Below are 20329 nucleotides of genomic sequence, written 5' to 3'. Positions count from 1 at the left end.
GACGACGACGCCTCTGATCGGCGCGCCGTCATCGGCTCCTGCACGGACGAGGCCGATCAGGCCAGGTAGCGGTCGTAGCCCTCTTCCTCCAGACGGTCGGCCAGGTCGGGGCCGCCGGCCTCGGCGACGCGCCCGTCGACGAAGACGTGGACGTAGTCGGGCTTGATGTAGCGCAGGATGCGCGTGTAGTGGGTGATGAGGAGGAATCCGGCGTCGGTCTCGTCGTGAAGACGGTTGACACCCTCGGAGACAATGCGCAGCGCGTCGACGTCCAGGCCGGAGTCGGTCTCGTCCAGGACGGCGAAGCGGGGGCGCAGCAGCTCCATCTGGAGGATCTCGAAGCGCTTCTTCTCACCGCCGGAGAAGCCGGCGTTGACATCGCGCTGGGAGAAGGCGGGATCCATGCGCAGGTTCTTCATGGCCTGGTTGACCTGACCGACCCACTGGCGCACCTTGGGGGCCTCACCGTCGATCGCGGTCTTGGCGGTGCGCAGGAAGTTGGCCACGGTGACACCGGGGACCTCGACGGGGTACTGCATGGCCAGGAAGAGGCCGGCGCGAGCGCGCTCATCCACGCTCATCTCGAGCAGGTCGACGCCGTCGAGGAGGACCTCGCCGTCGGTGACCTCGTAGTCGGGGTGGCCGGCGATGGAGTAGGCCAGGGTGGACTTGCCCGAGCCGTTGGGGCCCATGATGGCGTGGACCTGGTTGGAGTCGATGGTCAGGTCGACACCCTTGAGGATGGGCTTGGGGCCGTCATTGGTGGCCACCTGGACGTGGAGGTTCTTGATCTGCAGAGTACTCATGCGACGTTTCTTTCGGCTGGTAATGGGTCTGGTGACGAGTAGGCGGACCGCTGTGGGGTCCGGCCAATCACTCGGCTGTCGGTACGGCGACGGGGTCCTGGTCGGTGCGGGCGGCGATGAGGCCGGTGAGCTCGAGCTCCTTCTCGATGGCGGCCATGAGGCGCTCCTCAACCTCGTCGACACCGATCTCGGCGACGATCTCGTTGAAGAAGCCCAGGACCACGAGGCGACGGGCCTCGGTCTCGGGGATGCCGCGGGCACGCAGGTAGAACAGCTGCTGGTCGTCGAAGCGGCCGGTGGCGCTGGCGTGACCCGCGCCCTCGATGTTGCCGTTCTCGATCTCCAGGTTCGGTACCGAGTCGGCCTTGGCGCCCTCGGTCAGGACGAGGTTGCGGTTGAGCTCGTAGGTGTCGGTGCCACGGGCTGCCTGACCGATGAGGCAGTCCCCCACCCATACGGCGTGCGCACCTTGGCCCTGGAGGGCTCCCTTGTAGGTGACGCGGGAGTAGCAGTGGGGCTCGGTGTGGGCCACGTAGGGACGGTGCTCCTGGTGCTGGCCCGCATCGGTGAAGTAGACGCCGTATGCGTCGATGTGGCCGCCCTCGCCGGAGAATCCCAGGTCGGGGCAGATGCGCACGTCTCCGCCGAGGCTGACGACGACGTGCTTGAGGACACCCCGGCCGGAGACCTTCACCCGGTGGTTGGAGGCGTGGACGGCGGCGTCCTCCCAGCCCTGGACGGTCACCAGGGTGAGCTCGGCGCCGTCGGCGACCGTCACCTCGACGCCCTGGGTCAGGGCGGCGGTGCCGGTGTGGTCGAGGACGACAGTTCCCTTCGCACCGGACTCGGCGGCGACGAGGATGTGCTGGGCAGTGGGGCGGGCGAGCTGCGCATCCTGGCCGACGACGTTCAGTCTGGCGGCTCGCTCCAGCCGGGCGCCGGGCTCCAGGGTCAGCACGGTGGCGGTATCGGTACCGTTCCAGGCGGTGATACCGGTGCGGTCGACCGGGGCGCCCACGGTACCGATGCGGGCATCGCTGCGCGGGACGGTCTCGAGGCGTGCGCCGTCGGGAAGGTCGGTCTCGATGCGGATGGCGGCAGCATCGGTCTCACCTACGACGGTGGCTGCGCGGATGGTGTCGAGGTCGAACAGCGGGGCGAAGCGCTTCATGGGCGTGAAGCGCCACTCCTCCTCGCGTCCGCGCGGCACCGGGATGTCGGCGGGGTCGAAGGAGGTGGGGCGATCAGCGCGCGAGGAGACGTAGCGCGGCCCGCCGTGGGAGTGGGCGCCCTCGAGCGTGGCGCTCGAGTGGTCGGTGGAGAGTTCAGGCATGTGGAGGTGCTCCTTGGCCGGTAACCGGCCGGTGTGATCAGGTGTGTTTCGAATAGCTGACGGTGCTCGCTGAGACGGTGCGGTGCGGCGGTCTCAGCCCACCGAGTTCTCCATCTGCAGCTCGATGAGCCGGTTGAGCTCGAGGGCGTACTCCATGGGCAGCTCGCGGGCGATGGGCTCGACGAAGCCGCGCACGATCGTGGCCATGGCCTCTGTCTCGGTCAGGCCGCGCTGCATGAGGTAGAAGAGCTGATCGGCGCTCACCTTGGAGACGGTGGCCTCGTGGCCCATCTCGACGTCGTCGGTACGCACGTCGACGTAGGGGTAGGTGTCCGACCGGGAGATCTCGTCGACCAGGAGCGCGTCGCACAGCACGTTGGACTTGGAGTGGCGGGCGTTCTTCATGATCTGCACCAGACCGCGGTAGGCGCTGCGGCCTCCGTGGCGGGCGATCGACTTGGAGACGATGTGGCTGGAGGTGTGGGGCGCCATGTGGACCATCTTGGCGCCGGTGTCCTGGTGCTGGTCCGCGCCGGCGAAGGCGATGGACAGGGCCTCGCCGCGGGCGTGGGGGCCCATGAGGAAGACGGCCGGGTACTTCATGTGCCGCTTGGAGCCGATGTTGCCGTCGACCCACTCCATGGTGGCGCCCTCCTCGCAGGTGGCGCGCTGGGTCACGAGGTTGTAGACATTGTTGGACCAGTTCTGGATGGTCGTGTAGCGCACACGGGCGTTCTTCTTGACCACGATCTCCACGATCGCCGAGTGCAGGGAGTCGGTGGAGTAGATGGGTGCGGTGCAGCCCTCGACGTAGTGGACGTAGGAGTCCTCATCGGCGATGATGAGCGTGCGCTCGAACTGACCCATGTTCTCGGTATTGATGCGGAAGTAGGCCTGCAACGGGATCTCGACGTGGACGCCCTTGGGGACGTAGATGAAGGACCCTCCGGACCACACGGCCGTGTTGAGGGCGGCGAACTTGTTGTCACCCGCTGGAACCACGGTCCCGAAGTACTCCTGGACGAGCTCGGGGTACTCGCGCACAGCGGTGTCGGTGTCAACGAAGATGACCCCCTGCTCCTCCAGGTCGCCACGGATCTGGTGGTAGACGACCTCCGACTCGTACTGAGCCGCGACTCCCGCCACCAAGCGCTCGCGCTCGGCCTCGGGGATGCCGATGCGGTCGTAGGTGTTCTTGATGTCCTCGGGCAGGTCGTCCCAGGAGTTGGCCGGCCGGTCCGTGGAGCGCACGTAGTACTTGACGGCGTCCATGTCGAGCTGCGAGAGGTCCACCCCCCAGGTGGGCATGGGCTTGCGCTCGAAGGTCGAGTAGGCCTTGAGGCGCTTGGCGAGCATCCACTCGGGCTCGCCCTTGATGGCGGAGATCTCGCGAACCACCTGCTCGTCAAGGCCTCGCTTGGCCTTCTCACCGGCTTCGTCGGAGTCGTGCCAGCCGAAGTCGTAGCTCGTTGAGATCGAGTCGATGATCTCGTCGTCGGTGCTACGTACAGTCTCGGTTGTTGGCAGTGTCATCGGGTTCCTTCCATTCGCTTGGTCTCAAGGCCTCGCGTCTTAGCCGCCGCCCGGACCGCGCGCTTGCGCAGCGCGGGCATGGCGATCGGAATGTGGGTGGTGCAGACATGCTCGCCTCCGGCCAGGGTGGCCAGACGCTGGACGGGGACGCCGACGAGGCGGGAGATCGCCTGCGTCTCGGCATCGCACAGCTCGTGGAACTCCCCGGCAACATCGCGAACCGGACAGTTGCCCTGACACAGCTGGATGGCGAAGGAGCCGTCCCCGACGTCGCGAACCGAGGCCGCGTACCCGTCGAGGGTGAGGGCATCGGCCAGGGCGCGCGCCCGCTCGGAGGGATCCTTGCCGGCCGACTCGACGACGGCGGCATAGCGGCGCTCCAGGTCACGGCCCCGCGCCGCGGCGAAGGAGTCGACCGCCTTGTCGCCGGCCACCTGGGACAGGTAGCGCAGGGCGCGGTTGGCCAGATCGGAGTAGCCCTCCGCGAAGGAGGTACGGGCCTTGGGCGTCAGAACATAGTGCCGGGCAGGGCGACCACGGCCGCGCTTGCCCGTCAGGGCCGGGGTGTGGACCTCGATCTGCTCGGCATCCTCGAGCGCTGTAATGTGCCTGCGCACGGCGGCCGGTGTCAGACTCAGGACCTTGGCAAGCTGAGCCGCTGAGACAGGGCCCTTCTCAGCGATGAGGTCGAGCACACGCGCCCGCGTAGAGTCATCGTCACTCTGTGTCATGACTGCTCCTCCCCATAGTCGCTGCGACGCCTCACGGCCTGACCACGTTGCGGCCGGTTCGACCACGTCCTTGTTGGCCGAAGGAGTCCGAGAACCAGCCAAAGGGCTGGCCCAGGATCGGCTGCAGGGCGTCGCTGGTCGTCGTGCCACGAGTTTAACCAAGATCATGCTTGCCGAATTCAACACTGGCAAGTTCGTGACGGGGCGTCGCAGGGTGGGATTGAACACGCACCCTAATCAAAGGCAAACCTTACCTAGGAACACCTAACTAGTTGAGCCTCAGGGCATGGAACCCGATCTCCTGCTACTGAGAGGCTGCGTCAACGGGCGGTCCAGAGACGATGAAAGATGAGCATGGGCGTCCTCACAGCGAGCCCGTCGTGGCCGTGCACCGTGCCTCGTAGCATCCGCCTCGACCTCGTAGCCCACAACGGTTACAGGCTCTCGGGGCTGCGCAGCCAGGGGGCGTCGACGGGGCGCAGCTCGGCCCAGCCGCGAGCACGGGCCTGGGCGGTGGCCAGGACCCCCAGCACGGTGGAGGGGTTGTGCAAACGCCCGTCCATGACAGCGTCGAGCACCTCATCGAGGCGCACCCAGGTGGGCACGAACTCGGCCTCCTCGGCCTCACGCGGGGTCCGCCTCTCCTCGGGCAGCAGGCTCAGGTCCTGGGCGAGGAAGATCCGGGCCCCCTCGGTGGTGAAGCCGGGAGAGGCGTAGAACTCGGCCAGCGTGTTCCAAGTGGCCGCGACGTAGTCCGTCTCCTCGGCGAGCTCGCGGGCGGCGGCGATGGCAGGGGCCTCCCCCGGCACGTCGAGCAGGCCGGCGGGAATCTCCCACAGACTGGCGCGTACGGGATGGCGGTACTGGCGGACCATGAGGATCTCCGCGGCGCCGTCGGGCTGAGAGGAGTCCTCGCCCTCGCGCAGGGCGACGACGGCGACGGCGTCGTGGTGGACGACGACCTGACGGGCCACCGGATCCTGGCCGGGGGTGAGGCGCACGTGGTCGGCGTCGACGGCGAAGATCGGCCCGCTCCAGACCCGCTCACTGGAGACCAGTTCCCGTCCCGACTCGCGTACGTCGACGAGCCTGCTCGTGTCACTCACGACGTCGCCATTCTTGGCGGCCCTGCTGTCCGTCCTATCCACGCCTAGCTCCTTCACTCGCTGTCCGCGTCGTCGCTGCGCGCATCGGCGTCCTTGATGGTATCGCCGTTGTCGCTGTTGGCACCGGTGAAGCGCTCGGCCAGCTCATCACCTGGGACAACATGTTCCCCACTCCGGTGAGAGGCGTAGACCTCCCGACGACGATCCAGTCCTGCGCGCACAAGCGCGGTGAACAGCGGGTGGGCCCGGGTGGGGCGGGACCGGAACTCGGGATGGGCCTGGGTGGCGACGTAATAGGGGTGCCGGCTGCGGTCGAGCTCAACAAACTCAGTGAGGCGGCCGTCCGGGGAGGTACCGCTGACACGTAACCCCACCGAGGCCAGGCGCTCCCGGTAGCCGTTGTTGACCTCGAAGCGGTGGCGGTGGCGCTCACTGACCTCATTGGTTCCATAGGCCTCGGCGACGATCGAACCTTCCGTCAGAACCGCTGGGTAGGAGCCCAGGCGCATGGTGCCTCCGAGGTTCCCATCACCGTGGACAATCTGACGCTGGGAGTCCATGGTGGCTACGACCGGATCAGGAGTGTCAGGCTCCATCTCAGTGGACGAGGCCGCGCTCAGGCCCAGGAGATTGCGAGCGGCCTCGATGACCATGCACTGCAGTCCCAGGCACAACCCGAGGGTCGGGACGCGGTGCTCCCGGGCCCAGCGCAGAGCACCAACTTTGCCCTCGATCCCACGCACGCCGAAACCTCCTGGTACGACGATCGCGTCGACGCCGGCAAGGGCCCGCTGGGCTCCCTCAGGCGTCTCGCAGATGTCGGAGGCCACCCAGCGGATATCGACGCGGGCGTGGTTGGCGAAGCCGCCGTGACGGATCGCCTCGGAGACGGACAGGTACGCGTCGTGCAGGTCGACGTACTTGCCTACAAGCGCCACCTCGAGGCGGTGTCTGGGAGCGTGGACGCGTTCGAGCAGGCTGTTCCACTCGGTCCAGTCGACGTCGCGAAAGGTCAGGCCCAGTCGCTGGACGAGATAGGCGTCCAGGCCCTCGCGGTGGAGGATCGGAGGGACCTCGTAGATGCTGGCGGCATCCTTGCACTCAATGACGGCGTCACGGTCGACGTCGCACATGAGTGCCACTTTGCCCTTGATGCCCTCGGGAAGGGGCCGGTCGGTGCGCAGGACGAGGGCGTCGGGCTGGATCCCGATGTTGCGCAGTGAGGCCACCGAGTGCTGGGTGGGTTTGGTTTTGAGCTCTCCAGCGGCGGGCAGGAAGGGGATGAGGGATACGTGGACGAAGGCGACGTTGTCGCGCCCTAGATCGGCGCGCACCTGTCTGGCGGCCTCGAGGAAGGGCTGGGACTCGATGTCGCCGACGGTGCCACCGATCTCGGTGATGATGACATCGGGGAGGTTGCCGTCGTCATCGGGCTCGGCCTGAGCGCGCATGACTCGCTTGATCTCGTCGGTGATGTGCGGGATGACCTGGACAGTGTCGCCGAGGTACTCCCCTCGCCGCTCCTTTGCGATAACGGTGGAGTAGACCTGTCCGGTGGTGGCGTTGGCCTTGCCGGAGAGGCTCACGTCGAGGAATCGCTCGTAGTGCCCGATGTCGAGGTCCGTCTCAGAGCCGTCGTCAGTGACGAAGACCTCGCCGTGCTGGAAGGGGTTCATTGTGCCGGGATCGACGTTGATGTAGGGGTCCAGCTTCTGCATGACAACGCTGATGCCGCGGGCCCGTAGGAGCCGCCCGAGGCTAGAGGCGGTCAATCCCTTGCCGAGGGAGGAGACGACGCCGCCAGTGACGAAGATGTGGCACGGTACGGGGACCTGGGTGGGCTGAAGACGTGAGACTGCGTTGATCACGGAGTTTCAACGTAGCAGGCCCGACGAAACCTGCCCGACGCACTCGCGTCCTGCCTATGTCATCTGCGCTCAGTCCTGAGCCAGAACCACCTGGCGCAGCTGGGCCGCGAGATCCTCGGGTCCGGGAAGGAGTCCTGCGGCCTGACGCGCACTGAGGCGGGCTCGGGAACCGGCCTCGGGATCGGTCAGGAGCGTGGCGAGCGCCCCGGCGATGGCCTGGGCCTCGGGGACGACGAGGACGGCCCCTCCTCTGGCGGTCACGGCGGTGCCGCCGACGTCGGTGGCCACGATGGCAGTACCGGTGCGCAGGGCCTCCTGGATGGTCAGGGGCTGCCCCTCCCACAGACTGGTCTGGACGACGGCGTCGGCGGCCTCCATGAGGGAGGGCACGTCGGTCCGCCGCCCCAGGAGGGTCACCGGAAGGTGCTCAGCGGCGATGCGCTCAGCGGCCTCCTCACGGCAGGGCCCGTCTCCGGCGAGGGCCCAGGTGAAGGCCGGCAGGCGTCCGGCCTCGGCCTCGAGGGAGAGGGCCGCAGCGACATCGAGGAGCAGCGACAGGCCCTTCTGGGGCGCCAGGCGGGCGACGGTCAGGATGCGGGCACCCTCCTGGGGCCAGACATCCTCCGGCGCCGTGGAGCCCGAGGAAGTCGGCTCGGATGGTGGCTGCAGGAGCGGCGCGGGGATGACGGCCAGCTCGACGCGCGCAGCACCGAGGCCCCACGCCCGCTCGGCCAGGTCGGGGCTGACGGCCAGGACGAGATCGGCGCGCGAGGCGATGAGCCGTTCGAGCCTCTCCCCTACCAGGGTGGTCAGGCGGCCTCCGACGGTGAGGTTGTGGAGGGTGACGACCAGCCGGGTGCGACCGCGCCTGCGTCGGCCCAGGGCGAGGGCGGTCAAGGCTCCGGCGCGCAGGCCGTGGGCGTGGACGGTGTGGGCCCGACGCCCCAGGCGACGCAGCCTGGCCACGACGCGAGAGTCGCCGAGACTCGGACGGGCCCCGATCTCGAGCGCCTCGGCGCGGGCAGGGGCGACGTCCAGCCCGTCCAGGACCGCGGCGGGGGCCTCGACGATGACGTCGTGCCCGTCAGCGGCCAGTATCCGAGCGCAGTCGGCCAGGTGCGTACGGACCCCTCCAGCGGCCGATCCGCTGACCTGGAGGATCCGCAGGCGCCTAGCGGACTGCTGCGGGGCGTCAGAGTCATTCGGTCCGGCGACGGCGCTGGTGCTCATGCCTTCCCCTTCTTCTTGTCCGCGAGGTCACCTATGTCCGTGGGTGTCGCCCGGGCGCCGCGCACCGTCCGCAGGAGGCTGCGGTCGGCCAGGTGGATCGTTGCCAGGACGACGCCGGCGGCGGCGACTGCTCCCGCCACCGCGATCAGAACCGCCAGGCTCAGGGAGGTCACGTGAGTGGTTGCGACTCGGATCGCCAGACCGGCAGCGATGGCCACCGGGAGCCCGGTGGCGAGAGCCGTGAGGATCGGACGCAGCACCCGGACTCCCATGATGCGGGCCAGGGCCGTCAGCAGGCCGACTCCTGCGACCGTCATTCCCACGGTGGTACCCACTCCGAGTGCAACGAGCGTGGCTCCCCCGTCACCGCCCGATGGCGCCATGAGGCGCACGCAGGCAGCGGAGGCCAGCGCGACCGTCAGCCATCCCGCCACCGTGGCGTGGGCGGCGGGCCGGGAGCGGTCGGCGGCGAAGAGAACCCGGGTGACCTGGAAGATGAGGGCGTAGCCGATCAGTCCCGGTGCCAGGACCGCCAGGGCCTGCCCCATCCCGTCGACCTGCTTGAAGGAGAAGAAGCGCTCAGCGGCGTCGCTGGCGGCCAGGAGCATGGCGCTCCCAGCGACGGCGACGGCGGTGACCAGGGCCGTCGAGGTGGCGACCAGCCCGGTGACGGCGCTGTCCGCGCCGGCGGTGCCGGGCGCGGCCCGCCGGTGAGCGGCGGCCTCGAAGGCCGCTGTGAGGCGGGGGTAGAGGACGGTGGCCACCGGTACCGCCAGCACCGCGTAGGGAAGGACGTAGACGGCCTGCGTGTACTGGTAGACGGCCGCCGTACCGGTCTGTCCTCCCCAGCGGGCCAGGGCCAAAACCACCAGGACGCTCAGCTGCTGAGCCAGGATCGTCCATACTCCGGCCCCGCCCAGGCGCAGCGCCCGCCGGGCCTGTGAGCCGCCCAGCCTCAGAGTGGGGCGTAGTCCCAGTCCCAGCCGGTGGACCGGCCACAGCAGGGGCAGGCTGAGCGCCGCTACTCCGAGGGTGGTGCCCCAGCCGAGGACCTGCAGGGCGGGGACGGAGGCAGCGTCGTCGCCGTCGGCCAGCGCCCCGTAGAGGCCGTAGGTCGCCATGACAACGAGGCTGGAGAGCATCGGGGTCAGCGCAGGCCAGGTGAAGCGGTTGTGGGCCTGAAGGACACCGGTGAGGACCACCGCCACCCCGTACATGGGCACCTGGAGGGCGAACATGCGCAGAAAGGAGGCGACGAGCTCGTGCTGGAGCGCGGGGTCGACCCCCTGGGAGGAGGGGAAGAGGGCGGCGATGGGGGCGGCGAAGACGATGAGGACCAGAGACAGCGGGGTCAGCACGGCCAGGACCAGACCGAGCAGCCCGGAGGCCGTGGCGGTGACCTCCTCACGCCTGCCCGCAGCGATCGGGGCGGCCAGGAGCGGGACCACGGTGGCGGCCAGAACCCCGCCGACCACGACCTCGTAGAGGGTGTTGGGGAGCTGGTTGGCGGTGGTGTAGGCGCCCGCCACCGTGCCGGTGCCGACGGTGGCGGCCTGAACGAGCCAGCGCAGGAAGCCCAGGGCGCGGGAGACCAGGGTCAGGCCGGCGACCGAGCCGGCCACTGAGAGCAGGCCGCCGCGGCGTTGCTGAGCCGTCATCAGGGGCGGCGCCCCAGCCCGTCGAGCGCCGCCAGGGCCGGGGTGTCGGCGATGACTCGGGAGAAGGAGACCTTCTCGCTGGCCAGGATGAGGCCGATGCCGCTCAGGGCGGCTCCGGCACGCACCGCCCGGCTGGGGTGGCAGGCCAGGGCGGTGCCCAGCAGGGCGCCGACGGCGTTGGCCCCGGTATCGCCCAGCATCGTGTTCTCCAGGAGGTCCTCGGGCAGGGCGATGAGACTGACCCCCAGCGTGCCCGCGGCCAGCAGCCGGGTGGGCTCGCCGTCGCGCCCGGGAGTGGCCAGCAGGGGCGCGCTCACGATGGAGGCGGTCTTGAGCGCCCGGCCGGGACGCAGGTCGAGAAGGTTGAGAAGATTCGCCCAGGAGGCGATGACGACAGCGCTCGAGGCGGCGTCGATGGCACTCGTTGCCAGTGCTCGGCCGCCTGCGGCAGCGCTGCGGTCACGGGCCAGCAGTACCCCACCGACAAGGGCGCCCGAGCCAATGACGGCGATCTTGAGGGCCCCGGTGGTGACGCGCCCGTGGGCGAGCGCGGTCAGGTGCCCCTTGAGCCCCTTGGCGGGGGCGTCGCCGTCGTGGGCTCCGGCGTCGAGGTCGTCGACCAGGCCGGCGCACCCTCCGGCGGCCGTCGCGAGGGTGGCGGCGAGTCGCACCCGTGAGCCGCGGCGCGGCGCTGAGGAGCGCGATGCGGATGCGCCGCGCAGGAGCCGGCCGGTGTCGATCGCGGCCATGACGGACCCGGCGGCGACGCCCACGCCCCCGCGCAGGCTCACGGTGCGGCCGTGGAAGTTGGTCCGGTCCAGGCTCGGGGCGATGGGTGCCAGGGAGGCCGACCAGGACAGGGTGACGCCCGCCGCCTTGATCCCCACCTGCGCCAGGCGTCGGGCGCAGGTGCCTACTCGCGTGATCGTGCCAGCCATGGTCTCAGCCTAAGGCAGAGCGCGAGTGGATCGGTGGCGATGGCGGCCCAATGGCGTCGGCCTGCCTGATCCGCAGGAGATGCCGAGTCGGCCGGAGCCGACGGGGCTACTTGGACACTGGTGGCATGACGGCGTCCGCCCCTTTGTCGAAGCCGTAGTGACCGACGGTTCCGGCCTGGGTGGAGGCCAGGGCAAGGGGGGCGGAGACCGAGGCGGCGACCTGGCCGACGGAGTCCACGGTGGTCACCTTCGCACTCTCCGAGCGGATGACGGTGACCACGTTGTCGTCGCCGTCGGCGGACCCGACAACGACCGTGGTGGCCCGAGAGGCCGTACCGGTCAGGGCCTTGGCCCAGGCCTTGGGGTCCTGCCCTGATGAGGGCCCCACCGTGGCGCCCTTGGCGGAGGCGGCCTGGGGCCGTGGTCCGACGACGACGATCATCTCCGCGGGAGCGGTGAGCGCGGAGTCCACGGTGACGAAGGGAGTACCGGAGGTGTCCACGGTCAGCAGGTCCATGAGGGCTCGGGAGGCCTCGTCATTGCCGGTCAGGGCCTTGGCCAGCCCCTCCCCCAGGATGCCGTTGGCGTCCTTGGAACCGGCTCCGCCCAGGTTGCCCTGGATCTGACCGGAGAAGGTGGAGCGGTAGTTCTCCCGGGACACGTCCACCCAGGTGGTGGTCAGGCTGACTCGGCCGGTGACGGTGGCGCCGGCCGTCTTGAGCTGGGTGGCGACGGCGTCGGCGTCCTCGGCCTTGGCCTCGGGCAGGAGCACCAGGGCGACCTTCTTGGAGGCCAGGGTCCCGGGAAGGAGGGTGCTGGCGGCCTGGGTGATGTAGGAGTCGCGCTCGTTGACCGCTGCCTCGGTCTGCTCGAGCTTGGTCTGGGTGGCGTTACGGTCCTCGCGCAGGGCGGTGACCTGGTCGTTGAGCGCGGTTCCCAGTGAGTTCTGCAGAGGACCGGCGCCCAGCACGACGCCGACGGCGAGGGCCAGGAACACGGAGATGAGCGATACCAGGTGATAGCGGAAGTCGATCATGGTTGAGACCTTGGAGATGACCGTGAGAGGCGCTGCCTCTCAGATGGGCGGGGGTCGTTAGACAGTGGGTGAGTTCGGGGCCAGGCCCACCAGTGAGCGGAAGAAGTTGACGACGTCGTCCCACACGGCGCCGGACAGTCCTAGGAAGGTCTGACCGGCCGGGGTGGCCATGAGGGCGATGGCCAGGGCGAAGGTGCCGGACAGCGCCAGGAGCAGCAGCCACCATCCTGAGATGCGGGTGCGGTAGAGCTGGGAGACGCCTTTGGCGTCGATGAGGCGGCCACCGACCTTGAGCCGGGTCAGGAAGGTTGAGGACATGCCGGCGCGTCCCTTGTCGAGGAACTCGAGCAGGGTGGCATGCGTGCCCAGGGCCACGATGATCTCGGCGCCGGCCTCATCGGCCATGAGCATGGCGATGTCCTCACTGGTTCCGGTGGCGGCGAAGACGTGGTGCTCGACCCCGAGCTCCTCGACATGGGCCAGGCCCGGAGCCCGCCCGTCGCGGTAGGCGTGGACGACGACCTCAGCGCCGCAGGTGAGCGCCTTGTCTGACACGGAGTCCATGTCGCCCACGATCATGGTCGGTTTGAAACCTGCCTCCAGGACGGCGTCGGCTCCCCCGTCGACACCGATGATGACGGGCTTGTACTCGCGGATGTAGGGCTTGAGGGCCTGGAGATCCTCCTTGTAGGAGTAGCCGCGTACGACGACCAGGACGTGCCTGCCGCCCATCTGCGTGGACAGCGTGGGCATGCCGACGCCGTTGAGAAGCAGGTCCCACTCGCCGCGCATGTACTCCATGGTGTTGGCGGCGAAGGCCTCTAGCTGGACGGCCAGTCCCTTCTTGGCCGCCTCCATGGCGTCGGCGACGGTCTGCTTGGTCTGGACCGAGCCCTCAGCAATGACCTGTTCCTTACCCGCGATGCGAACGGTGCCGCCCTCAACGGCGACGCGCTGGCCGTCGTGCAGGCGCATGACGTCGGGGCCCAGGTCATCAACGAGCGGGATGCCGGCGTCGACGAGAATCTCCGGGCCGAGGTTCGGGTAGCGCCCGGAGATCGATGGCGAGGCGTTGAGGACCGCGGAGGGGCCGCACTCGACCAGTGCCTCGGCGGCCACCCGGTCGATGTCGGTGTGATCAATGATGGCGATCTCGCCGGGCTGGAGGCGTTTGGTGAGCTTCTTGGTGCGTGCATCGACGCGTACGACACCGCTGGGCAGCTCGGAGACGGACGCAGATCTTCTGCGGAAGGGATTCCTCACGGATCGGATTGTCCCACGACTGCTTCCTGGAGAAGCTCAGCGGCGTGCCGGACCGCGGCCTGGGAGTCCTCGTGTCCCGACAGCATTCTGGCCAGTTCGCGCTGTCTCTCCTGGCCTTCGACGACGACGACCTGGGTGCGGGTGCGCCCCGGCTCAGACTTTCTCACATTCGTCCGGGACTCGTTCACGGACTCCCAGAGCGTGGGGTCGAGTGAGGATGTCGGGGACTCCGCCCCACCCACCGGTCCGGTCGCCGAGGCTGCCACCGGGTCGGGCACCGTCTCCTTGCGCACCACGAGATGGGTATCGGCCCACGCCGCCACCTGGGCCAGGTGCGTCACCACGATGACCTGGTGGTGACGCGCCAGACGCGCCAGACGCCGGCCGATCTCCCTGGCGGCGCGGCCTCCCACACCCGCGTCGATCTCGTCGAAGACGAGGGTGCGGGTGTGGGTCGAGGGGCGCGCGGAGGCAGCGGCGTCGGCGAGCACCACCTCCAGGGCCAGCATGATGCGGGACAGCTCACCTCCTGATGCTCCCTTGCCCAGAGGCAGGGCGGGGGCACCGGGATGGGAGACGAGCTCGAGGGCGACGCGCTCAAGGCCGGTGGGCCCGGCCTCGTCGAGGGGCTCCAGCGCAACGACGAGCCGCGCCCCTTTCATCTCCAGGCCCTCCAGCTCCGTAGTGACGGCCTGCTCGAGACGCTCGCCGAGCCGCCGGCGGGCCCGGCTCAGCTCGTCACCGACATCCGCCAGCTCCTCATCGGCGGTGGCCAAGCGCTCGGCCAGGACGGTGGCGGTGTCCTGGGGGCCGTCGAGCTCGGCCAGGCGCGCGGCGGCACGCTCGCCCCAGGCCAGGAGGGCGTCGACGTCATCGATCCGCTCCTGGGGGCCGCCGATCTCCCGGCAGGCACGAGCGAGCTCTCCGCGCCGGTCCTGGACCTGGGCGAGACGGGCCGGATCGGCGCTGAGGGAGGACAGGTACCCGCCCAGCTCGGCGGCGATGTCTGCCGCGTCAATGCCCAGGCGCTGGGTGCGCGTGGCGAGCTCGGCCAGGGCGGGGTCGCGTTCGGACTCGGTGGACAGGCTGCGGTGCGCGTAGGCGATGAGCGAGACGACGTCGGGGGCCTGGCCAGTGGCGGACTCCTCGCCGCTGAGCGCGGTGCGGGCCCCGGTGGCGGCTGAGCGCAGATCCTCGGCGTGGTCAAGCCGCTCGGCCTCCGCCGTCAGGTCCCGGTCCTCACCGCTGCGGGGGTCGACCTCCTCCAGAGCCTCGAGCCAGGTGCGCAGCTGGGCTACTTCGACACTCCGGGCCTGGGCCGAGGCCTGCCACTCCTGGAGCTCCTGGGCGGCCTGCCGGCGTGCCTGGTACGCCTGGGAGTAACGGCGGCACAGGGCGGCGTGGTCGGGGCCTCCCAGGGAGTCCAGGGCGGCGCGCTGGGCCGCGGCCGAGCGCAGCCGCAGCTGGTCGGCCTGCCCGTGGACGGAGACCAGCCGGCCACCCACCTCGCTGAGCACCGAGGCCGGAACGGATCGTCCTCCCAGATAGGCACGGGAACGGCCGGTGGACGGAACCGTGCGAGAGGCCAGGAGAAGGTCGTCATCGAGGTCGGCCCCGGCCTCAACAGCCCGCGAGGCGGCGCGCGAGTCGGGGTCGACGAGGAAGGCCCCCTCAACCAGGCTGCGTTCGGCGCCTGTGCGCACGATAGTGGTCTCGGCACGCTGGCCCAGCAGCAGCCCGAGTGACGTGAGCACCATCGTCTTGCCGGCGCCGGTCTCACCGGTCAGCGCGGTCAGGCCACGGCTGAGCGGGAGATCAGCCTCCTCGATGACACCGAGGTCCTCGATGTGCAGGGACTCGATCATGACGTTCCTCCCGAGGAGTCCCGCCGGGTCTCGACGTCGGCGCTCTCATCGGCAGTGCAGACCATCGGTTGGTGCAGCGCCTCATCCTCGGCCGAGTAGGCCTCATCGGCGCTGCTGGAGGCTCGCCACCCCTCCACGGGCAGGTCGAACTTGCGCACCAGGCGGCTGGCGAAAGGGGCCTCGTTGAAACGGGCCAAGCGTACCGGACGCTCCGCCCGGCTGACTCGGATCCGGGCGCCGACGGGGACGTCCAGGCTGCGCCTGCCGTCGCACCAGATCTCGGCGCCTCCGAAGCCCGCTCGTTGGACCACGACCTCCATGCAGGAGTCGGGCCCCAGGACCAGGGGGCGGGTGAACAGGGCATGCGCGGCCACCGGCACCAGGAGGAGTGCCTCGACCTCCGGCCAGATGACGGGGCCACCGCAGGAGAAGGCGTAGGCGGTCGAGCCGGTGGGCGTGGACATGATGAGGCCGTCGCAGCCGAAGGAGGAGACGGCCTGGCCGTCGACGCCGATGGCGACCTCGATCATTCGGGCGCGGTCGCGCTTCTCCAGGGCCGCCTCGTTGAGGGCCCACTCACGGGTGACCGTACCGTCCGGGGAGATGACCTCCACGTTCATGGTGGTGCGGGTCTCGACGGTGTAGCGACCCGCAACGAGGTCGGCAACGACCTGCTCGATGCCGTCGGGGTCGGCCTCGGCCAGGAAACCGACGTGCCCGGTGTTGATACCCACCAGGGGGATGTCTCGCTCGCGGGCGACCTCGAAGGCACGCAGGATCGTGCCGTCACCGCCGAGGACGAGGACGAGGTCGACGTGGTCGGTGCACTCCGGACCGACGGGTTCGACGCCGTGGGAGCGCAGAGCCGCCGAGGCCCGGGCCACGGCGGTGGCCGTGGGCGCACTGGGTCTGGGGACGGGGACCGGTTTGTCGTTGAGGTCACGCTGCAGCAGCATGACGCGCGAAATCCTCTGGTGGTGCGAATCCGTCGGCTCAGCCGCACCGGTGGGGCATGACGGGCTCAGCTTGCTCATGGTCGGGTCCTCGTTCTGCTTCGTCGGAAACCTGCTGCGGCGGGGCCGGAGGCGACGGCGTCCTCGACCTGGGCACGCAGGTCGTCGCCGCGCAGGTCCTCGGGGCTCCCGGCGCGGGAGGCATGCATGTTCAGGAAGTACTCGACGTTACCGGCGGGGCCCGGCAACGGGGAGGCGGTCACGGCGTCGACTCCCACTCCCAGACCATGGGCACGCTCAGCCACGGCCAGGACCGTCTCCACGTGGAGCTGCGGGTCGCGCACCACTCCCCCGTGGCCGATCCGCTCCTTACCCACCTCGAACTGGGGCTTGACCATGAGCAGGAGGTCGGCGTCGTCGGCTGCGGCCCGCAGCAACGGCTCGAGGACGAGGGTCAGAGAGATGAAGGAGAGGTCGCCGACCACGAGCTCGGGGGCGGGAGCGACGGCGGCGGGGTCCAGCGTGCGGATGTTGGTTCGGTCCAGGGCAGTGACGCGAGGGTCGCAGCGCAGGGACCAGGCCAGCTGGCCGTAGCCGACGTCAACGGACACGACGTGCTCGGCGCCGCGGCGCAGAAGAACATCGGTGAAGCCTCCGGTCGAGGCACCTGCGTCCAGACAGCGGCGACCCTCGACGCGAGGCGCCAGTCCGCGTTGCCCCAAGGCCTCCAAGGCTCCCGCAAGCTTGTGGGCGCCGCGCGAGACGTAGTCATCTCCGGAGGGGACCAGGATCTCGATGGCCTGGGCCGGATTGACCTGACGGGCCGGCTTGGTGACCACCTCGCCGTCAAGGGTGACGTGGCCGTCGGAGATGAGGGTGGCGGCGTGCGTGCGAGAGCGGGCCAACCCGCGGCGCACGAGCTCGGAGTCGATGCGGATGAGTCGGGCCATGTCAGCCTTCCGCCGCGTGCAGGACGGAGACGAGCTCCTCGTGGATGGCGGCCAGCGCACCGGCGCGCTCCTCCAGAGGAATCGTCCCGATCTGAGCGAGCTCGTCAGAGTGGTCAGTCAGGCCATAGGCAGCAGTGAGGGCGGCGTCGGCTCGCGGAGGCGCGGGCACCGGCGCCTTGGGCCCTGCCGTACGGGCGGAGCCGGGAGCGGGCGCCGTCTCCTGTGGGACACAGGTCTGCGGCTCGTTGCGGCTCATTTCTGACTCACCTCGATATCGTTCGTACGCGTGCTGCTGCTACGCCTCTTTTCCTCCTGAGGAGTATGACCGACCCGGCGGGTGTCTCAGGGCTCAATGACCTCGATCTCGGGAAGCTCCAGCGCCGCGGCCTCACCCCGAGCGACCTGGGCGTCGGTCCAGGCCCATGCGGCCACGGCCAGAGCCCGGTAGGAGTCCAGGTCGATGCGCACGGGCCCACCGGTCTGAGAGGTCACGGTCCCCACACCGTCCAGCTCGAGTCCGGAATCGACGACGCGGGCGCACCGGCCGCCGACCTGCCACCACTCCTGGCCCTCGCGCACGACTCGCACGGGTGCGGGATGGGGCTCGGTCAGACCGCGTAGATCGGTGTGAAGGAAGCTGGGGCGCTCGGTGGCCGCAGCGGTGATGACCTCGCGCGCACCCGAAACACCGGTAAGCACGTGGAGCCCGGGAATCCCTGCGGCTCGAGCCCCGACGTGGTCGGTGTTGAGACGGTCACCGATGGCCAACGGCTTGGTACCCCCGGCCCGCTTGAGAGCACGGGTATAGATGCCCGGGAAGGGCTTGCCCCCGGCCAGGGGCTCTTGACCGGAGGCGTTGACGATGGCGGCCACGAGGCTGCCGTTGCCCAGCGCGAAGCCCCGCTCGGTCGGCAGGGTCGCATCGAGGTTGGTGGCCACGTGGAGAGCGCCGGCGTTAATGGCGTAGACGCCCTCGGACAGCAGGGCCCAGTCGACCGCCGGGTCCCATCCCTGGACAACGGCCACCGGCTCGTCCTGAGCGCTGCTGGTCACCTGGAAGCCCTCGTCAAGGAGGGCCTGCCGGACGCCTTCTCCCCCGACGACGAGGACCATGGAACCGGGATCAACGTGCTCGGTGAGCATGGCGGCCGCGTCCATGGCGGCGCTGAAGACCTCGGACGGTGCGGCGACGATGTCATTGGCCGCCAGCTTGTCGACAACCGTCTGAGGGGCCCTCGAGGCGTTATTGGTGACGAAGGACAGGTGCATTCCGGTCTTGCGGGCTGCATTGACGTTGTCGGCCGCATAGGGCACCCGGGCCTCGCCGGCGAAGCAGACGCCGTCGAGGTCCAGCAGCGCGACGTCGTATGCGGCGCACAGGGGCTCGTCGCTGCCGAGGAGCGTGGCGGTGGTGTACGTGGGAGTCGGCTCGGGCGAGGTCATCGGGGCTCCTCGAGGGCGTCGTCGGCGGACGTGGTCATGGTGGTTGTCTCGTCAGTGGCGTCACTGGGGGAGGCCGAAGTCTCACCCGCTTCCTCAAGCAGCTCGGCCATCTCGGCCTCAACACGCTCAGCGAAGGACTGCGACCACTCGGCGTCATCGTCCTGGTCGGCAGCGCCGAGGTCTGCGACCGTATCCGCGCTGGCCTCAGCAGGTTCTCCGGAGGCCTCGGTGTCGTCGGCCCGAGCGTCCGCCACGACGTCGGTCTGTTCACCGGTTGGGGAGTCCTGATCCGGCATCTGGGCGTCGTAGTCCTCCTCGATGTCGAAGACCTCGACCTCGTCCTCCTCAGTCGGTTCCGGACCGATGCGGTCCCGGATGGCAGCGGCCTCACGGAGGCGTCCGAGCTCCTCAAGCCGGTCGGCTCGCACCGAGTGCAGGCGCCTGAGGACATCGCTGTCGGAGGGACGCGCCCTGATGGCGTCCTCGATGATGATGAGGCCGAGATCGGTCTGCCCCATCTCGTGGCGCAGGCTGGAGACGACCATGGCCAGCTCGGCGCGTTCGATCTCGTCGAGCCGACGTGGGTCGGCCGCCTTCGCGGCCTGGAGCGCCTTGTCGACGTTCCCCAGAGCGCGTTCGCAGTCGACCTCAATAGCCCTGTGCAGATCGATGCCGGACAGTCGCCTGGCGGCTCTGATCTCACGCAGCGCCTCGTTGTAGTGTCCTGCGAGGTAGGCAGCGATACCGGCGGTCTCCCGCACGACGGCGACGCGACCCGCGTGGGATGTGGCGTAGCGGGCGTGCTCGTAGGCCGTCTGAGGGTCGTCCTCCAGCAGCCGCTGAGCCATCACAAGATGACGGGCGACGTTCTCGGCGTTGGCTCGCCCCAGGGCACGCAGCTCATTCCTGGCGCCCCGCTCGAGGTCTGCGGGTTCGACCTCGTCCGGCACAGGAGGCTCAGGAACGCGCTGACGCTGTGGCGGGCGACCGCGATGATCATCGCGTCTGTCTCGGCCGTCCCCCCTCCCGGAACGGTCGTTGAATCGACCTGTCCTCCTACCGCCTCGGTCAGGGCGCCTCTCACCGAAGCCCCCATCTCGACGTCGTTCACCCCGCCGGTCGTCCCACCGCTGACCGTCCTGGCGAGAGGTGCGCTCGTCATGATTCGGACGCCGAGAACGCACCGGAGCGTCAGAGGACTCTCCGTGTCGGTCGTGGGACCGGCTCCGAGACGAGTGGTCGCCTTCAAAACGCTTGCGGCTCCCGAAGCCGTGACGGTCACCGTCTCGACGACGCCTACCTGAGTCGCCGTGATCCGCGTGGTGCCGACGATCCTGATACGCCATGGTCCTTCTTTCGCTCCGGAACTGCCGTCAGTTCCCTCGCTGTCATTGATTGCCTGGGAGGAGCCTACCCGGACCTCAGGCCGTGGGCGTAGCAGGACCCGGTAGCACGGGTGTGGCGCGCAGCGCTCGGCTCCGCGCTCTGCGGATCTCGTATCTCAGAGGGCGTATGCCCCCTGACGTTGAGTGAATAGCGACGACAAAAGTATCGGGTCGGCCTTCACGTCATTTGTGAAGGCCGACCCGATACCTGTGGTGTGTGCTCGGTGGTGT

Annotated in this window: 17 protein-coding genes; all 17 read right to left on the bottom strand. The window is 69.3% G+C overall.

The genetic code is table 11. The features are described from left to right. Nucleotides 1–56: 56 nt before the first annotated feature. Nucleotides 57–806: a Fe-S cluster assembly ATPase SufC gene (sufC, locus tag BKH33_RS01075; protein ID WP_003780259.1), complete on the bottom strand. Its 750-nt coding sequence runs from the start codon at nt 804–806 to the stop codon at nt 57–59. A 67-nt stretch (nt 807–873) separates the two neighbouring features. Further along, the gene (gene sufD / locus BKH33_RS01070) at nt 874–2139 is read right to left on the bottom strand and encodes a Fe-S cluster assembly protein SufD (RefSeq protein WP_003780252.1); all 1266 of its coding nucleotides are present in this window, start codon (nt 2137–2139) and stop codon (nt 874–876) included. Between the two features lie 93 nt (nt 2140–2232). After that, complete coding sequence (sufB, locus tag BKH33_RS01065) at nt 2233–3672, bottom strand: Fe-S cluster assembly protein SufB (RefSeq protein ID WP_076142451.1); 1440 nt, start codon at nt 3670–3672, stop codon at nt 2233–2235. Continuing rightward, entirely contained in the window at nt 3669–4403 is a 735-nt protein-coding gene (locus tag BKH33_RS01060; RefSeq protein WP_003780316.1) for a helix-turn-helix transcriptional regulator, read from the bottom strand. The genes sufB and BKH33_RS01060 overlap by 4 nt, the downstream gene beginning before the upstream one ends. A gap of 434 nt (nt 4404–4837) precedes the next feature. Next, on the bottom strand, nt 4838–5509 hold the full coding sequence (locus tag BKH33_RS01055) for an NUDIX domain-containing protein (protein ID WP_043538620.1): 672 nt from the start codon (nt 5507–5509) through the stop codon (nt 4838–4840). A gap of 53 nt (nt 5510–5562) precedes the next feature. Beyond that, on the bottom strand, nt 5563–7377 hold the full coding sequence (locus tag BKH33_RS01050) for a CTP synthase (RefSeq protein WP_003780308.1): 1815 nt from the start codon (nt 7375–7377) through the stop codon (nt 5563–5565). 69 nt (nt 7378–7446) lie between these two features. Next, nucleotides 7447–8607 (bottom strand): glycosyltransferase family 4 protein, encoded by a 1161-nt coding sequence (locus tag BKH33_RS01045; RefSeq protein WP_003780280.1) that lies wholly within the window; start codon nt 8605–8607, stop codon nt 7447–7449. Next, nucleotides 8604–10265 (bottom strand): murein biosynthesis integral membrane protein MurJ, encoded by a 1662-nt coding sequence (murJ, locus tag BKH33_RS01040; RefSeq protein WP_076142450.1) that lies wholly within the window; start codon nt 10263–10265, stop codon nt 8604–8606. Before murJ ends, BKH33_RS01045 begins: the two co-directional genes overlap by 4 nt. After that, nucleotides 10265–11203 carry a hypothetical protein gene (locus BKH33_RS01035; protein WP_003780254.1) on the bottom strand — a complete coding sequence of 313 codons (939 nt, stop codon included), beginning with the start codon at nt 11201–11203 and terminating at the stop codon, nt 10265–10267. The genes murJ and BKH33_RS01035 overlap by 1 nt, the downstream gene beginning before the upstream one ends. Before the next feature lie 106 nt (nt 11204–11309). Continuing rightward, nucleotides 11310–12239 carry a copper transporter gene (locus BKH33_RS01030; protein WP_003780256.1) on the bottom strand — a complete coding sequence of 310 codons (930 nt, stop codon included), beginning with the start codon at nt 12237–12239 and terminating at the stop codon, nt 11310–11312. 57 nt (nt 12240–12296) lie between these two features. Further along, a complete protein-coding gene (gene steA / locus BKH33_RS01025) occupies nt 12297–13502 on the bottom strand; it encodes a putative cytokinetic ring protein SteA (protein WP_003780293.1) in 1206 nt (401 codons plus the stop codon). Continuing rightward, entirely contained in the window at nt 13499–15367 is a 1869-nt protein-coding gene (gene recN, locus BKH33_RS01020) for a DNA repair protein RecN (protein ID WP_003780269.1), read from the bottom strand. Before recN ends, steA begins: the two co-directional genes overlap by 4 nt. After that, the gene (locus BKH33_RS01015; protein ID WP_003780271.1) at nt 15364–16323 is read right to left on the bottom strand and encodes an NAD kinase; all 960 of its coding nucleotides are present in this window, start codon (nt 16321–16323) and stop codon (nt 15364–15366) included. The genes recN and BKH33_RS01015 overlap by 4 nt, the downstream gene beginning before the upstream one ends. 74 nt (nt 16324–16397) lie before the next feature. Then, the gene (locus tag BKH33_RS01010; RefSeq protein WP_003780314.1) at nt 16398–17270 is read right to left on the bottom strand and encodes a TlyA family RNA methyltransferase; all 873 of its coding nucleotides are present in this window, start codon (nt 17268–17270) and stop codon (nt 16398–16400) included. A 1-nt stretch (nt 17271) separates the two neighbouring features. Continuing rightward, nucleotides 17272–17526: a hypothetical protein gene (locus BKH33_RS01005; protein ID WP_043538613.1), complete on the bottom strand. Its 255-nt coding sequence runs from the start codon at nt 17524–17526 to the stop codon at nt 17272–17274. Between the two features lie 86 nt (nt 17527–17612). Beyond that, nucleotides 17613–18713 carry an HAD-IIA family hydrolase gene (locus tag BKH33_RS01000; RefSeq protein WP_003780278.1) on the bottom strand — a complete coding sequence of 367 codons (1101 nt, stop codon included), beginning with the start codon at nt 18711–18713 and terminating at the stop codon, nt 17613–17615. Beyond that, entirely contained in the window at nt 18710–19561 is an 852-nt protein-coding gene (locus BKH33_RS00995; protein ID WP_043538619.1) for a tetratricopeptide repeat protein, read from the bottom strand. Before BKH33_RS00995 ends, BKH33_RS01000 begins: the two co-directional genes overlap by 4 nt. Nucleotides 19562–20329: the final 768 nt, after the last annotated feature.

Source organism: Actinomyces naeslundii (assembly GCF_001956585.1).
Taxonomy (GTDB): Bacteria; Actinomycetota; Actinomycetes; order Actinomycetales; family Actinomycetaceae; genus Actinomyces; species Actinomyces naeslundii.
This window is presented reverse-complemented; position numbering and strand designations above follow the sequence as displayed.